This window comes from Bradyrhizobium sp. C-145, assembly GCF_023375135.1.
Lineage (GTDB): Bacteria > Pseudomonadota > Alphaproteobacteria > Rhizobiales > Xanthobacteraceae > Bradyrhizobium > Bradyrhizobium zhanjiangense.
Genome location: NZ_CP088150.1, coordinates 5704470 through 5718525 on the forward strand (window position 1 = coordinate 5704470; position 14056 = coordinate 5718525).

Annotated in this window: 13 protein-coding genes; 9 read left to right on the forward strand and 4 right to left on the reverse strand. The window is 65.0% G+C overall.

The features are described 5' to 3' along the window. The first annotated feature begins 56 nt into the window (after positions 1-56). The 7 genes from LRP30_RS27035 (at position 57) to garD (ending at position 10296) form a co-directional block, all read left to right on the forward strand. Positions 57-2009 carry a hypothetical protein gene (locus LRP30_RS27035; RefSeq protein WP_128932786.1) on the forward strand — a complete coding sequence of 651 codons (1953 nt, stop codon included), beginning with the start codon at positions 57-59 and terminating at the stop codon, positions 2007-2009. Between the two features lie 268 nt (positions 2010-2277). Continuing rightward, positions 2278-3630: an MFS transporter gene (locus LRP30_RS27040; RefSeq protein WP_164940520.1), complete on the forward strand. Its 1353-nt coding sequence runs from the start codon at positions 2278-2280 to the stop codon at positions 3628-3630. 121 nt (positions 3631-3751) lie between these two features. Next, the gene (locus LRP30_RS27045) at positions 3752-4657 is read left to right on the forward strand and encodes a LysR substrate-binding domain-containing protein (RefSeq protein WP_128932784.1); all 906 of its coding nucleotides are present in this window, start codon (positions 3752-3754) and stop codon (positions 4655-4657) included. Between the two features lie 123 nt (positions 4658-4780). Next, a complete protein-coding gene (kdgD, locus tag LRP30_RS27050) occupies positions 4781-5725 on the forward strand; it encodes a 5-dehydro-4-deoxyglucarate dehydratase (protein ID WP_249756702.1) in 945 nt (314 codons plus the stop codon). A gap of 25 nt (positions 5726-5750) precedes the next feature. Beyond that, positions 5751-7094 (forward strand): glucarate dehydratase, encoded by a 1344-nt coding sequence (gudD, locus tag LRP30_RS27055; protein ID WP_249756703.1) that lies wholly within the window; start codon positions 5751-5753, stop codon positions 7092-7094. Positions 7095-7171: 77 nt separating this feature from the next. Then, the gene (locus LRP30_RS27060; protein WP_249756704.1) at positions 7172-8620 is read left to right on the forward strand and encodes an aldehyde dehydrogenase family protein; all 1449 of its coding nucleotides are present in this window, start codon (positions 7172-7174) and stop codon (positions 8618-8620) included. A 134-nt stretch (positions 8621-8754) separates the two neighbouring features. After that, positions 8755-10296, forward strand: a complete 1542-nt coding sequence (garD, locus tag LRP30_RS27065; RefSeq protein WP_249756705.1) for a galactarate dehydratase — start codon at positions 8755-8757, stop codon at positions 10294-10296. A 16-nt stretch (positions 10297-10312) separates the two neighbouring features. Here garD and LRP30_RS27070 read toward each other — a convergent pair whose 3' ends face one another. After that, positions 10313-10645, reverse strand: a complete 333-nt coding sequence (locus tag LRP30_RS27070) for a hypothetical protein (protein WP_249756706.1) — start codon at positions 10643-10645, stop codon at positions 10313-10315. Between the two features lie 46 nt (positions 10646-10691). Here LRP30_RS27070 and LRP30_RS27075 point away from each other — a divergent pair, with 46 nt between their 5' ends. Beyond that, positions 10692-10961 (forward strand): hypothetical protein, encoded by a 270-nt coding sequence (locus LRP30_RS27075; RefSeq protein ID WP_249756707.1) that lies wholly within the window; start codon positions 10692-10694, stop codon positions 10959-10961. A gap of 57 nt (positions 10962-11018) precedes the next feature. Here the strand turns inward: LRP30_RS27075 and LRP30_RS27080 are convergent, their stop codons facing one another. From LRP30_RS27080 to LRP30_RS27090, 3 genes are all read right to left on the reverse strand, one after another. After that, on the reverse strand, positions 11019-11375 hold the full coding sequence (locus LRP30_RS27080; protein WP_249756708.1) for a hypothetical protein: 357 nt from the start codon (positions 11373-11375) through the stop codon (positions 11019-11021). A 291-nt stretch (positions 11376-11666) separates the two neighbouring features. Continuing rightward, the gene (locus LRP30_RS27085; RefSeq protein WP_128932777.1) at positions 11667-12263 is read right to left on the reverse strand and encodes a DUF2147 domain-containing protein; all 597 of its coding nucleotides are present in this window, start codon (positions 12261-12263) and stop codon (positions 11667-11669) included. Between the two features lie 104 nt (positions 12264-12367). After that, positions 12368-13396 carry an NAD(P)/FAD-dependent oxidoreductase gene (locus LRP30_RS27090; protein ID WP_091898501.1) on the reverse strand — a complete coding sequence of 343 codons (1029 nt, stop codon included), beginning with the start codon at positions 13394-13396 and terminating at the stop codon, positions 12368-12370. A 181-nt stretch (positions 13397-13577) separates the two neighbouring features. Here LRP30_RS27090 and LRP30_RS27095 point away from each other — a divergent pair, with 181 nt between their 5' ends. Beyond that, a complete protein-coding gene (locus LRP30_RS27095; protein WP_091898499.1) occupies positions 13578-14045 on the forward strand; it encodes a thioesterase family protein in 468 nt (155 codons plus the stop codon). Positions 14046-14056: the final 11 nt, after the last annotated feature.

The following is a 14056-nucleotide window of genomic DNA, read 5'->3' on the forward strand; positions in this document are numbered from 1 at the left end:
CGGGACAGCAATCCTCTCTTATTTCCGCCCCAACTTTGCCGTTGAACACGCGGACCATGGTTCCTCTTCCCTTTCGCATCCTCTCCGCAGGCGCCCTGCTGCTTGCCGGGATTCTATCCGCCTTGCCGCTCGAGCGCGCCGCCGCGCAGGACGCCGGCGCCATGCAGATCAGTTGGGAGGTGCGCAACCGCTTCCGCCTGTTCCGCGAGGAGCGCGATTTCCTGCTCCATGTCGAGAATGCGCGTAACCGCAGCATCCTGGCCGCCGAGCAGTCGCTGGAGCTTCAGAGCGAGGGCCGCGGCTGGGCCCGCAACATGGTCAACCGGCTCTGCATCGACCTCCAGGGCCGGGTCAACCAGCCCTGCACCCGCGACAACGTCAAGGAGAACTACCTCACCCCGATCGACCATCCCGTCACCGTGCGCCTCGTCGGCGCAGTGCCGGTCGGCGCCACCTGCGCCTGGTCGTTCGACGATGGCGACGGGCCGCAAGCCTCGACCTTCGACTGCGCCGAGCCGGTCAATTTGCGCGTCCGCTACGGCAAGCAGACGGTCGCGACCGTCGACGTCTCCTCCGGCTCCGATCCGACCCAGCGGGTCCAGGCCGAGATCCAGGTCCGCGACATCTTCGTCGCCGGCTTAGGAGACAGCATCGCCTCCGGCGAAGGCAATCCGGACCGGCCGCTGGCGCTGTCGGACGAAGGTTTTTGCTTCCGCTCCTATCTCGGTACCGCCGGGGCGCAGTACTACCGGCCGAGCCGCCACGGCTTCAAGGGTGGCCGCGCCTGCGAGGCGCCGGATACGCTCGCCAACTGGCAACGCTACAGTGCGCTGTGGTTCAACGCGCCCTGCCACCGCTCGCTCTACAGCTATCAGGCCCGCACCGCGCTGGCGCTCGCGGTGCGTTACACCCACATCGCCGTGACGTTCCTGCCGCTCGCCTGCACCGGCGCCAGCATCGGCGACGGACTGCTCGGCTCGCAGCGCGCCCGCGAGTGTCCGCCGGGCAAGACCGGCGTCTGCAACACCAGCGTGAACGCGCAGGTCGCCGAGCTGCGCGAAGCGCTCACCGCGGCGAAGAAGCGCCAGCCCGACCGCACGCTCGATCTCGTGCTGTTGTCGGTCGGCGCCAACGACGTCTATTTTTCCGGTCTCGTCGCCGACGTCATCGTCGACACCGCGACCGAGCGCGCGCTGTTCCGTCGCTCCGGCGTGATGGCGAGCGTCGACGATTCCCGCGATGCGCTGGCGCGCGAGCTGCCGCAGAATTTCGTCAAGCTCCGCGAGGCGCTGAAGCCGCTGGTCGGCGGCGATCTCTCGCACGTGGTCTACGTCTCCTACGCCAACCCGGCGCTCGCCGATGGCGGCGTGCCCTGCCGCGGCGGCCGCGCTGGCTTCGACATCCATCCGTCCTTCAACGCCGATCCGCAGCGCCTGGCCCGCGTCTCGACCTTCGTCGACACCGAATTCCTGCCGCAGCTGAAAGGGCTCGCCACCTGCACCCGCGGCGCGCTCTGCCGGGATCCCGAAGCCGATCGCATGACCTTCGTCGACACGCATCAGGCGGCGTTCGCCGATCACGGCTTCTGCGCTCATTCGGGCAACGATCCCGAATTCGACCGCACCTGCTTTGCCGAGAACGGCCAGAGCTTCAATCCCGACATCGTGACGGCGGCGAGCCAGCCGATGCTGTGCGGGCGCGGCGCTTCGGAATACCGCGCCTATCTGCCGCGCGCACGCTGGATCCGCGACGCCAACGACAGCTATTTTGCCGCGATGACCTATCCGCAAGGATTGCCGGCCGCGAGCCAGCCGACGGACATCCACGACGCGACCTGGGGCGTGCTCTCCGCCGTCTATGGCGGTGCCGTGCATCCAAGCGCCGAGGGCCACGCTGCGATGGCGGATGCCGCACTGCCCGCCGCGAGCGCCGTGCTCGGCCTCGACGCCGCTCCGCCGGATGTGACGCGCGGATTTCTGCCACAGTTGCTACCGAGTGCGCGGCAGTAGAAGCGAAGATCAACTCTCTCCTCGCCGTCATTGCGAGCGCAGCGAAGCAATCCAGAGTCCTTCCGGAAAAGATTCTGGATTGCTTCGCTGCGCTCGCAATGACGAGCTTGGAGTTAGCATCTCGCCGCCCTCACGATCGTTCCCCTCACCCGCCGTTCCATCAATCCAAAAACGGCATCGATCGATACTGCCTTGAACTTGGACACTTTGCCGCGCGCGCCTCTAGGAGTCGCCTTGAGGAAATGTTCGAGTTCTAAGGAGGCGCGTGATGAGCGCAGTGGTGTCCGCAGCGGACGTGAAGAGGTCTCGCGTCAGGCTGTTCATCGTGACCATGTTGTTCCTGGTCACCACCGTCAACTATGCCGACCGCGCCACGCTGTCGATTGCAGGCCCCGCGCTCTCCAAGGAGCTGCACCTCGATCCCGTCGCCATGGGTTACATCTTCTCGGCGTTCGGCTGGTCCTATGTGATCGCGCAGGTGCCGGGCGGCTGGCTGCTCGACCGCTACGGCTCGCGCCTCGTCTATGCCTTCAGCATCATCGTCTGGTCGATCTTCACGATGATGCAGGGCTGGGTCGGCTTCTTCAGCGCCGGCACCGCCGTTCTTGTGCTGTTCGCACTTCGCTTCCTGGTCGGCATCGCCGAAGCGCCCTCCTTCCCCGCTAACGCCCGCATCGTCGCCGCCTGGTTTCCCGGCAATGAGCGCGGCACCGCGTCGGCGTTCTTCAACTCGGGACAGTATTTCGCGACGGTGATTTTCGCGCCGCTGATGGGTTGGATCGCGCACGCCTATGGCTGGCGCTTCGTGTTCTTCGTGATGGGCGCGCTCGGCATCGTCATGGGCCTGGTCTGGATCAAGAGCATCTATGGCCCGAAGGAGCACCCTTCGATCAACGACGCCGAGTTCGACTACATCAAGGAAGGCGGCGCGCTGGTCGATCTCGACGCGCCCAAGGACGATCTGCTGCGCGAGCGTGCCCCCGGGGCCGGCTCCGGCTGGGACCACATCCGCCAGTTGCTCTCCAACCGCATGATGCTCGGCGTCTATCTCGGCCAGTACTGCATCAACACGCTGACCTATTTCTTCCTGACGTGGTTTCCGGTCTACCTCGTCAAGGAGCGCGGCCTGTCGATCCTGCAAGCCGGCTTCGTCGCGACGCTGCCTGCGCTGTGCGGCTTCATCGGCGGCGTGCTCGGCGGCATCATCTCCGACGCCATCTTGCGCAGGACGGGCTCGCTGACCATGGCGCGCAAGATGCCGATCGTCGGCGGCATGCTGCTGTCGATGTCGATCATCGCCTGCAACTATGTCGACGGACAGGCGCTCGTGGTCGGCTTCATGGCGCTCGCCTTCTTCGGCAAGGGCATCGGCGCGCTCGGCTGGGCGGTCGTCTCCGACACCTCGCCGAAGGAAGCCGGCGGCGTCTCCGGTGGCCTGTTCAACACCTTCGGCAATCTCTCCTCGATCACCACGCCGATCGTGATCGGCTACATCCTGGCCGCGACCGGCTCGTTCAACGGCGCACTGGTGTTCGTCGGCCTCAACGCGCTGGTGGCGGCGTTCGCCTATCTCGTGGTCGTCGGCAAGATCGAGCGGGTGACGCTCAAAAGTTCCTCCTGAGGGCTCCATGGGAGCTTGACCACGCAACTCAACGGCGGCTTCCCAGCCGCCGTCTTTGTTTTGGGGGTGATCGATGCTAGAAGTGCCGGGGAAACGCCTTATCCATCTAAGGCATGTATCGATGTTCGACCTCAACCAGCTCCGCTGTTTCGTCACGGTGGCGGAGGAACTGCATTTCGGCCGCGCCGCCGCGCGGCTGAACATGACGCAGCCGCCACTGTCCCGGCAGATCCAGGTGCTCGAGCACATCATCGATGCGCCGCTTCTGGAGCGCACCAGCCGCTCGGTGCGCCTGACGCCTGCGGGGCGCAGCTTCCTGCCGGAGGCACGGCGCATCCTCAAGCTTGCGGAAAGCGCCTCGCAAGTCGCCCGCCGCATCGCGCTCGGCAAGACCGGCTCGCTGAAGATCGGCTTCACGGCCGCCGCGGCTTACGGCTTCCTGCCTGAGCTCGTCGCCGCCTGCCGCGCCAAGCTGCCGGAGGTGGACTTCTCACTGAAGGAGATGGTGTCGGGCGACCAGTTCGAGGCGCTGACCTCGGGCCAGATCGACGCCGGCCTGCTCAGGCCGCCGATCGCGCGGCCCGAGCTTGCCAGCCGCCGCGTCGTCGCCGAGCCCCTGCTCGCGGCGATCCCGAAGAAGCATCCGTTGGCGAATGCGGAGACCATCACCATCAAGGATTTCGACGACCAGCCCTTCGTGATGTATTCGCCCTATGAGAGCCGCTACTTCCACGATCTGCTGGTGGCGCTGTTCACCCGCGCCGACGTGCTGCCGCGCTACGTCCAGCATCTCAGCCAGATCCACTCGATCCTCGCCATGGTGCGTGCCGGCCTCGGCCTCGCCATCGTGCCGGCGGCGGCGGCAAGCCTGAAGATCGCCGACGTGCGGCTGCGGCCGCTGAAGCTGCGTACGCGCGTTCCCGTCGAGCTCTTCATGGTCTGGCGCCGCGACGACGAGAATCCGTTACTCTCGGCCCTCGTCAAAATCGCTGGTGAATTGTCCTCGGTGGAGGTGGCGGAGGATTGATACTCAATCTGCATCAGTCGATATAGGCTTTGGCTTGGACGCGCATCGAACGGTCTCCTAAACACCGGCGCATGGACGCGCAGGCTTGCGTCCTCCACAACACGCAAGAAGGGAGCCGCGCCCATGAGCAAGATGACCCCGCAGGAAATGGCCCAGAAGATCGGATCGGGCCTCCTGTCCTTCCCCGTCACGCCGTTCAGGGCTGACTACTCCTTCGACGAGGCGACCTACCGCGCCAACATGGATTGGCTGTGCGGCTATGACGTCGCCGGCCTGTTCGCCGCCGGCGGCACCGGCGAGTTCTTCTCGCTGACGCCGACCGAGGTTCCGCAAATCGTCAAGATCGCCGTCGAGGAGACCAAGGGCCGCGTGCCCGTGCTCGCCGGCACCGGCTACGGCACCGCGATCGCCCGCGAGATCGCCATTGGCGCCGAGAAGGCCGGCGCCGATGGCCTGCTGCTGCTGCCGCCCTATCTCACCCATTCCGAGCAGGAGGGCCTTGCCGCCCATGTCGAGGCGATCTGCGCCGCCGTGAAGATCGGCGTGATCGTCTACAACCGCGACAACGCCATCCTCCAGCCCGACACGCTCGCGCGTCTCGCCGAGCGCTGCCCGAACCTCGTCGGCTACAAGGACGGCATCGGCGACATCGAGCTGATGACCCGCGTCTACACCAAGCTCGGCGACCGCCTGACCTATATCGGCGGCCTGCCGACCGCGGAGACCTTCGCGCTGCCTTATCTCGACATGGGCGTGACGACCTATTCCTCGGCCGTGTTCAACTTCGTGCCGGAATTCGCCACCAACTTCTACGCCGCCGTGCGCAAGCGCGACCATGAGACGATCCATGCCGGCCTGAAGAACTTCATCCTGCCGCTGATCGCGATCCGCAACCGCAAGAAGGGCTATGCGGTCTCGATCATCAAGGCCGGCATGAAAGTGATCGGCCGCGATTCCGGTCCGGTCCGTCCGCCGCTCACCGATCTCACCGAGCAGGAGATGGCGGAACTGACCGCGCTGGTGAAGAATCTGCCCGCCATCCGTTCGACACAACAGGCGGCAGAATAACGGACGACAACAGGAGGAGCGTGCGATGGCCCAGATGGAGATCTCTGGCGCACCGGTCGTCACGGCGATGCAGGTGATCCCGGTCGCGGGCCGCGACAGCATGCTCCTCAATTTGAGCGGCGCGCATGCGCCGTTCTTCACCCGCAACATCGTCATCCTCACCGACAATTCCGGTCACACCGGCGTCGGTGAGGTGCCGGGCGGACAAAAGATCTGGCAGACGCTGCAGGACGCCCGCGATCTCGTGATCGGCAAGACCGTCGGCGCGATGAACAACATCCTCGCCGATATCCGGACCGCCTTCGCCGACCGCGATGCCGACGGCCGCGGCAAGCAGACGTTTGACCTGCGCGTCATGATCCACGCGGTCACGGCGATCGAATCCGCGCTGCTCGATTTGCTCGGCCAACATCTCAACCTGCCGGTCGCGGCGCTGCTCGGCGAAGGCCAGCAGCGCAAGAGCGTCGAGACGCTCGGCTATCTCTTCTTCGTTGGAGACCGCCGTAAATCCAAGCTCGACTATGTCAACGGCGAGACCGGCAAGGCCGAGTGGTTCAACCTCCGCCATCAGGAGGCGATGACGCCCGAGACCGTGGTGCGGCTCGCGGAAGCCACCCACGACCATTACGGCTTCGCCGATTTCAAGCTCAAGGGCGGCGTGCTCCGCGGCGAGCAGGAGATCGAGGCCGTCACCGCGATTGCCAAGCGCTTCCCCAACGCGCGCGTGACGCTCGACCCGAACGGCGCCTGGTCGCTCGATGAGGCTGTCAGGCTTTGCGAGGACATGCACGGCATCCTCGCCTACGCCGAGGACCCCTGCGGCGCCGAGGCCGGCTTCTCCGGCCGCGAGATCATGGCCGAGTTCCGCCGGGCCACGGGCTTGCCGACCGCGACCAACATGATCGCCACCGACTGGCGGCAGCTTTCCCATGCGCTGCGTCTCGGTGCGGTGGATATTCCGCTGGCCGATCCCCATTTCTGGACCATGCAAGGCTCGGTCCGCGTCGCCCAGACCTGCCGCGACAACGGCCTGACCTGGGGCTCGCACTCCAACAACCATTTCGACATCTCGCTCGCCATGTTTACCCATGTCGGCGCCGCTGCACCCGGCAAGGTGACCGCGATCGACACCCACTGGATCTGGCAGGACGGCCAGGCGCTCACCAAGGAGCCGCTTCAGATCAAGGGCGGCAAGATTGCCGTTCCCGATAGGCCGGGCCTGGGTATCGAAATCGACAGGGCGGCCATCGACGCCGCGCATGACCTCTACAAGCAGCATGGACTTGGCGCCCGTGATGACGCTATTGCCATGCAGGACCTGATCCCCGGCTGGACCTTCGACGACAAGCGTCCCTGCCTCGTGCGCTAAGAAACTTCAGGCATGATCCCGGAAAAGTGGACACCGGTTTTCCGATAGGATCATGCCCCTTGAACAAGGAGGAATACATGACGGCAATCCTGAAGAACTTCATCGGCGGCGAATGGGTCGACGGCTCCGGCGTCACCAGGAACATCAACCCCTCCAACACCAACGACCTCGTCGGTGAATATGCCAAGGCCGACAAGGCGCAGACCGAGAAGGCGATCGCCGCCGCCAAGGCCGCCTTCCCCACCTGGGCGCGCTCGACGCCGCAGGAGCGCTATGACGCGCTGAACAAGGTTTCTCTCGAAATCCTCGCCCGCAAGGAAGAGCTTGGCCGCCTGCTCGCCCGCGAGGAAGGCAAGACGCTGCCGGAAGGCATCGGCGAGGTCGCCCGCGCCGGCCAGATCTTCGCGTTCTTCGCCGGTGAAGCGCTGCGCCTGATCGGCGAGAAAGGCGCCTCGGTGCGTCCCGGCCTCGACGTAGAGCTCACCCGTGAGCCGGTGGGCGTCGTCGGCATGATCACGCCCTGGAATTTCCCGATCGCAATCCCCGCTTGGAAGATCGCGCCCGCGCTTTGCTACGGCAACACCGTGGTGTTCAAGCCGGCTGAGCTGGTGCCCGGCTCTGGCCATGCGCTCGCCGAGATCATCACCCGCTCCGGCATCCCCGCCGGCGTGTTCAACCTCGTGGTCGGCTCCGGCTCCGTGGTCGGCCAGACTCTGCTCGACCACCCGGATGTGGCGGCGATCTCCTTCACCGGTTCGGTGCAGACCGGCCGCAAGATCGCGCAGGCCTGCGTGCTGTCGAACCCGATGAAGAAATTCCAGCTCGAGATGGGCGGCAAGAATCCACTGGTCGTGCTCGACGACGCCGACCTCAAGACCGCCGTCGAGGTCGCCGTCAACGGCGCCTATTTCTCCACCGGCCAGCGCTGCACCGCCTCGTCGCGCCTGATCGTTACCGAAGGCATCCATGACCGCTTCGTCGCGGCGATGGCCGAACGCCTGAAGGGCCTGTCGGTGGACGACGCGCTCAAGGCCGGCGTGCATATCGGCCCGGTGGTCGACCAGAGCCAACTCGACCAGGACCTGCGCTACATCAAGATTGGCCAGGACGAGGGCGCCAAGCTTGCGTGGGGCGGCGAGCTGCTCAAGCGCGAAACGCCCGGCCACTACCTCCAGCCGGCGCTGTTCACCGAAGTCAACAACAACATGCGCATCGCGCGTGAGGAAATCTTCGGCCCCGTCGCTGCCGTGATCCGCGCCAAGAGCTACGAGGAGGCGCTGGCGATCTCCAACGACACCGAGTTCGGCCTCGCCTCGGGCATTTGCACTACCAGCCTGAAATACGCCTCGCACTACAAGCGCAACAGCGAGTCCGGCATGGTGATGGTCAATCTGCCGACCGCCGGTGTCGATTATCACGTGCCGTTCGGCGGCCGGAAGGGTTCGAGCTACGGCGCCCGCGAGCAGGGCTCCTATGCCCGCGAGTTCTACACTGCGGTGAAGACGGCCTATACCAATCCGGGTTGATAGGCCGATATCGTAGATATCGTAGGGTGGGCAAAGCGAAGCGTGCCCACCGCTTATCTTCGGTGTGAAGCATGGTGGGCACGGCGCGTTGCGCCTTTGCCCACCCTACGATTCAGTTTCTGAGGCAAGAGCAGATGGACCAGTCAGTCGCAGCGAAAGAGCAGCCTCGCTACATCAAGCTCAACGAGCGCGACAATGTCGCGATCGTCGTCAATGATTTCGGGCTTCCCGCCGGCTCCCGCTTTGCCTGCGGGCTGACGCTGCGCACCTTCGTGCCGCAGGGGCACAAGACGGCGCTGGTCGACATCGCACAAGACGCCCCGATCGTCCGCTATGGCGAGGTGATCGGCTACGCGCTGTCGCCGATCCAGGCCGGCGAATGGGTGGACGAAGCCCGCATTCGCATGCCGGAGGCCCCTGTCCTCGACAAGCTCGAAATCTCGACCGCCGTCCCGGCGCCGCTGCCGCCGCTCGAAGGTTTCACCTTCGAGGGCTATCGCAATCCCGACGGCTCGGTCGGCACCAAGAACATCCTCGGCATCTCCTCCTCCGTGCAATGCGTCAAGGGCACGATGGAGTATGCGGTCAAGCGCATCCGCGCCGAGCTCTTGCCGAAGTACCCGAATGTCGACGACGTCGTGCCGCTGGCGCACGCCTATGGCTGCGGCGTCGCCATCACCGCGCCCGACGCTGTGGTGCCGATCCGCACGCTGCAGAACATCGCGCTCAACCCGAATTTTGGCGGCGAGATTTTGGTCGTCGGCCTCGGCTGCGAGAAGCTCGCGCCCGAGCGGCTGGTACCGGAAGGCGTCAGCGATGCCATCGTGCGCATGCAGGACGAAGCCTTCGACGGCTTTGGTGCCATCGTCGATGCCATCATGACTCGGGCCGAGGCACGGCTGAAGGTGCTCAACACCCGCAAGCGCGAGACCTGCCCGGCCTCCGATCTCGTCATCGGCCTGCAATGCGGCGGCAGCGACGCCTTCTCCGGCGTCACCGCGAACCCCGCCGTCGGCTTCGCCGCGGACCTCCTGGTTCGCGCCGGTGCCACCGTGATGTTCTCGGAAGTCACCGAGGTGCGCGACGCCATCCAGCTCCTGACGCGGCGCGCGATCAACGAGGACGTCGGCCGCGCGCTGGTGCGCGAGATGGCCTGGTACGATTCCTATCTCGCCCGCGGCGGCGCCGATCGCAGCGCCAACACCACGCCCGGCAACAAGAAGGGCGGCCTTGCCAACATCGTCGAGAAATCGCTGGGCTCGATCGTCAAGTCCGGATCGTCTGCCATCACCGGCGTGCTCTCGCCCGGCGAGAAAGCGACGCAGAAGGGCATGCTGTTCGCGGCGACACCCGCGTCCGACTTCATCTGCGGCACGCTCCAGCTCGCCTCCGGCATGACGCTGCAAGTCTTCACCACCGGCCGCGGCACGCCCTACGGCCTTGCGGCCGCACCCGTGATCAAGGTCGCCACCCGCAGCGAGCTCGCCCGCCGCTGGAAGGACCTGATCGACTTCGACGCCGGCCGCATCGCCACCGGCGAGAAGACCATCGAGGAAACCGGCTGGGACCTGTTCCGCCTGATCCTTGACGTCGCCAGCGGCCGCGCAAAACCGTGGTCGGACCGCTGGGGCATCCACAACGACCTCACGCTGTTCAATCCGGCGCCGGTGACCTGAGGCTGGCGAGCCGGCCTCACTGACTGTCGATCAGGTGCATGTCGCCCAGCGTGACAGGCAGGCTGCGCGTGATCAGGTCCGTAATCGCCGCGCGCAACCGTTCGTCTCTTCCGCGCCCGGCTGCGGCACGACGATGAGCCTGCGCTTTCCCGCGGCCGCCGCCCCGGTCAAATCTCCCCAGCTTGATCTGCAAGAGCGTTAGGCAGGGTGCATCGGCGGTTCCGCGAAACCGTCCGGAAACATTGGCGCGGAAAAACTTCGTCCGCGTTTCGTCCCTTCGCGTCAAGCAATCAATATCTGCCCCGAAGGCAATGCGAATGTTCGCACACGAGCGAACCTGGCCCGGCATCGACGCGACCAAACCTCCGATTGACATCTTCCACGGAGATTTTCCAATGCGTGTTCTCGCGATGATTGCCTTTGCCGGCGCCATGATTGCAAGCTCGGCCGGTGCCTTTGCCAGCGAGCTTCCCTCTTACGAAGTGACCTCGTTTCCGATCTCGGCGACGCAAGTGCAGGTGCTCGGCGGCGCCGGCGTCGAGGAGCAGTCGGCAAGCCCTGCGATGATCGTCGCCGGCATGCCCGCCTCGCCCGCGCAGGTTTCGGTGCTGACCCCGCGCGTCAAGCGGCTCGCGAGCGCGGGTTCGGAAAACCAGGCGCACTAAGCTTCGCTTTGTCATTCCGGGTTCGGCGCCCAGCGCCGACCGGAATGACACGCGGGTCTACGTCATGCTGCCCGGCATGAAGCAGCGCACGCGCGGATGGCCGTCGATATAGTGCTTCCACACCATGGTGCGGCCGATCTTGTTCGGCACAGTGATCACCGCACCGTCGGGCACCAACACCCATTCGTCGTCGATGCGGACGCGGTAACGGCCGCGATCGGACTCCCAGTCGACGTCGGCAATGACGTAGCCGTCGGCGTCGGAGCAGCACTGTCCGAATTCGCTGTGCAGGCTTTCGAACCAGGGCTTTAACGGCGAGTTGGCATAGCGCCCGTCGTCGCGCGCCAGCGCCGATGTCGCCAAGAGCGCTGTCAGGGCCAGCAATGGCGGCGCACACAATCTTACAAGTCGCATATCGTCTCCGCGGGTCGACATGATCGCCGCGGGGGGACAACGCGCGCCGACCGCCTTCCGCGGCTCGGCGAAAGGCGTGAAGGCAGCGACTCGTTCCCCCAGCAGCTTTGCGGATAGCTATGCAAATCCGGCGCCAGCTTGCATTCCGGGCAACTACTGGAGCGGGCCCGCGGCGCGTTCGTCTTTCGGCGGATATGGCCGCCGCCGACTTTCCGTCTTCCCCGCCAGTACGAGGAATGATGATGTGTGGAGGTACTGCCGACCAGGCGGCACAGTGCGCGAGGGACGCCCTTACTGCTTGGGCGCCGGCGCCATCATCGCGCCGCCCTTTTTCGTCGCGGGTGCCGCCGGCTTCGTGGCAGCGGCCTGCGCAGGGAGATATTTTGCCACGATGGCAGGATCGACCTGGGCCATGTAGGCATCCGGCAGGCGCGTCCAGGTCTCGTCCTTGCCGAGCAACGCGATGCCGAGATAGCCGCGCAGCGTCAGTGTCTGGCCATCAGGACTGACCTTCATGTTGGCCTTCCAGATCTGACCGTCGCGCGGATTGAGCACGTTGCCGCCTTCGTACTTCAAGCCTTCGCGCTTCATGTTGCGGACGAAGGAGATGCCGAGCACCGGCGCGTTCTTGCGATCGTCGGTGCACTTGGAGCAAACCTCGTTCGGATCGTCGGTTGGCCGCGGGAAGGTTTTTGCGATCACGCCTTCAAAGATGCCGTTGTGGTCGACGAAGAGGAACCATCCGACTGTTTTGCCGTCTTCGACCTTCTGCCAGAGGCCCGCCGCTGTAGGCTCGGCGGTCTGCGCCGCAGACCGTGTCACCGCAAGAAGCGACAACGCGAGCGCGAGGAAGGGAAGCAGCCGAGAGCTGGACAGGAAATTCCGCATTAGATCACCTTGCTATTCCACGACTGGAATGGCCGCAGACTACGGCGATTTCGCGAATGGTTCCAGCACCAGAAACATGGGGCATCGCCTCCTGCTCAGCACCGTCAGTTGACACCGAGCTTCTTTTGCAGGCTGGAGGATGAGGTCGTGTACTGGAACACCAGCCGCTTCTCCGGATAGACGTAACGATGGGCTTTTTGCGACATCAGCGCGCCCTCGTGGAAGCCGCACAGGATCAGCTTGATCTTGCCGGGATAGGTGTTGATGTCACCGATGGCGAAGATGCCTGATACGTTGGTCTCGAACGCCGACGTCTCGACTGGCACCAGATTGTTCTCCAGCGCAATGCCCCAGTTCGCGACCGGGCCGAGCTTCATGGTCAGTCCGAAGAACGGCAGCATGGTGTCGCAGGCAATTTCGGTCATGGCGTTGTCGTTGCCCTTGATGGTGGCGCCGGAGAGCTTGCCATCAGCGCCCGAGAGCGCCGTGACCTGCCCGAGCCTCAGATCCATCTTGCCGCCCGCGACCAGCGCGCGCATCTGCTCGACGCTGTGGGGCGCGGCGCGAAACTCGTCGCGCCGATGCAGCAGCGTGATGCGCTTGGCAATCGGATGCAGATTGAGCGTCCAGTCCAGCGCGGAATCGCCGCCGCCGACGATCAGCACGTTCTTGTCGCGGAACGTCTCCATCTTGCGCACGGCGTAGTGCACCGAAGTGCCTTCGTAGGCCTCGATCCCCGGCACCGGCGGGCGCTTGGGCTGGAACGAGCCGCCGCCGGCCGCGATCACCACCACCTTGCATTCGAACACCTTGCCGGCGTCGGTGGTGCAGCGAAAGGCGGGATCGCCGATCTTCTCCACGGTCTCGATCATCTCGCCGAGATGGAAGGTCGGATGAAACGGCTTGATCTGCTCCATCAGCGCGTCGGTCAGCCCCTGGCCCGAGACCTGCGGAATGCCGGGAATGTCGTAAATCGGCTTTTCCGGATAGAGCTCGGCGCACTGGCCGCCGACCTTGTCGAGGATGTCGACGAAATGCGCCTTCATGTCGAGAAGGCCGAGCTCGAAGGCGGCGAACAGACCGCAGGGGCCGGCGCCAATAATCAGCACATCGGTTTTGATCACGTCGCTCATGTCGTCTCTTTATCGGTCGTTATCGGTTGGACGGCGCCCTTTGGGCCGAGGTGACCCTGCCTGTCTAGCCAACGGGGATGGAACAGGGAAGGCATAAAAGCGGAGCACCCGGCCGCCGCACCCACTTGCCGGGTCAAAATAACTGGGTTGTAACGAGGAAGGATATGACGGAGATCAATCGGTGAACGCACCAAGCCGCCTCGATACGACGCCGCGCCTGGAAGACTACCCCTATCGCCTCAGCGACAACGTTCGCTTCGGCGATCTCGATCCCAACCAGCACGTCAACAACGCCGTCTACGCCACCTATTTCGAGACCGGCCGTGTCACGCTGATGAAGCTGCCGGAATATGGGCTGACGCCGCCGGGTCTTGCCTGGATCATGGTGCGGCTCGACATCCATTTCCGCGCCGAGCTGCACTGGCCGAACACGATCGAGCTCGGCCTCGGCGTGGTGAAGCTCGGACGAACCTCGGTGACCTTCGAGCAGGTCGTATTCTCGCAAGGAAAGTGCATCGCGTCGGCGAATTCGGTCGGCGTGATGATCGACGAAGCGTCGCGGCGACCGACGCCGCTCACTGCGGAAGTGGTCGCGAAGCTACGCCCCTGGCACAAGCGCGGCATCGAGGTCGCGCCGCCGCGCGCCTAATCGATGATCGA

Excerpts from the sequence above, each read along its gene's own strand:
- LRP30_RS27040 (WP_164940520.1), top strand. The coding sequence starts at position 2,278 with ATGAGCGCAGTGGTGTCCGCAGCGGACGTGAAGAGGTCTCGCGTCAGG.
- LRP30_RS27075 (WP_249756707.1), top strand. The coding sequence starts at position 10,692 with ATGCGTGTTCTCGCGATGATTGCCTTTGCCGGCGCCATGATTGCAAGC.
- LRP30_RS27080 (WP_249756708.1), bottom strand. The coding sequence starts at position 11,375 with ATGCGACTTGTAAGATTGTGTGCGCCGCCATTGCTGGCCCTGACAGCG.
- LRP30_RS27085 (WP_128932777.1), bottom strand. The coding sequence starts at position 12,263 with ATGCGGAATTTCCTGTCCAGCTCTCGGCTGCTTCCCTTCCTCGCGCTC.
- kdgD (WP_249756702.1), top strand. The coding sequence starts at position 4,781 with ATGAGCAAGATGACCCCGCAGGAAATGGCCCAGAAGATCGGATCGGGC.
- LRP30_RS27090 (WP_091898501.1), bottom strand. The coding sequence starts at position 13,396 with ATGAGCGACGTGATCAAAACCGATGTGCTGATTATTGGCGCCGGCCCC.
- LRP30_RS27045 (WP_128932784.1), top strand. The coding sequence starts at position 3,752 with ATGTTCGACCTCAACCAGCTCCGCTGTTTCGTCACGGTGGCGGAGGAA.
- garD (WP_249756705.1), top strand. The coding sequence starts at position 8,755 with ATGGACCAGTCAGTCGCAGCGAAAGAGCAGCCTCGCTACATCAAGCTC.
- gudD (WP_249756703.1), top strand. The coding sequence starts at position 5,751 with ATGGCCCAGATGGAGATCTCTGGCGCACCGGTCGTCACGGCGATGCAG.
- LRP30_RS27060 (WP_249756704.1), top strand. The coding sequence starts at position 7,172 with ATGACGGCAATCCTGAAGAACTTCATCGGCGGCGAATGGGTCGACGGC.
- LRP30_RS27035 (WP_128932786.1), top strand. The coding sequence starts at position 57 with ATGGTTCCTCTTCCCTTTCGCATCCTCTCCGCAGGCGCCCTGCTGCTT.
- LRP30_RS27070 (WP_249756706.1), bottom strand. The coding sequence starts at position 10,645 with ATGCCGGGCCAGGTTCGCTCGTGTGCGAACATTCGCATTGCCTTCGGG.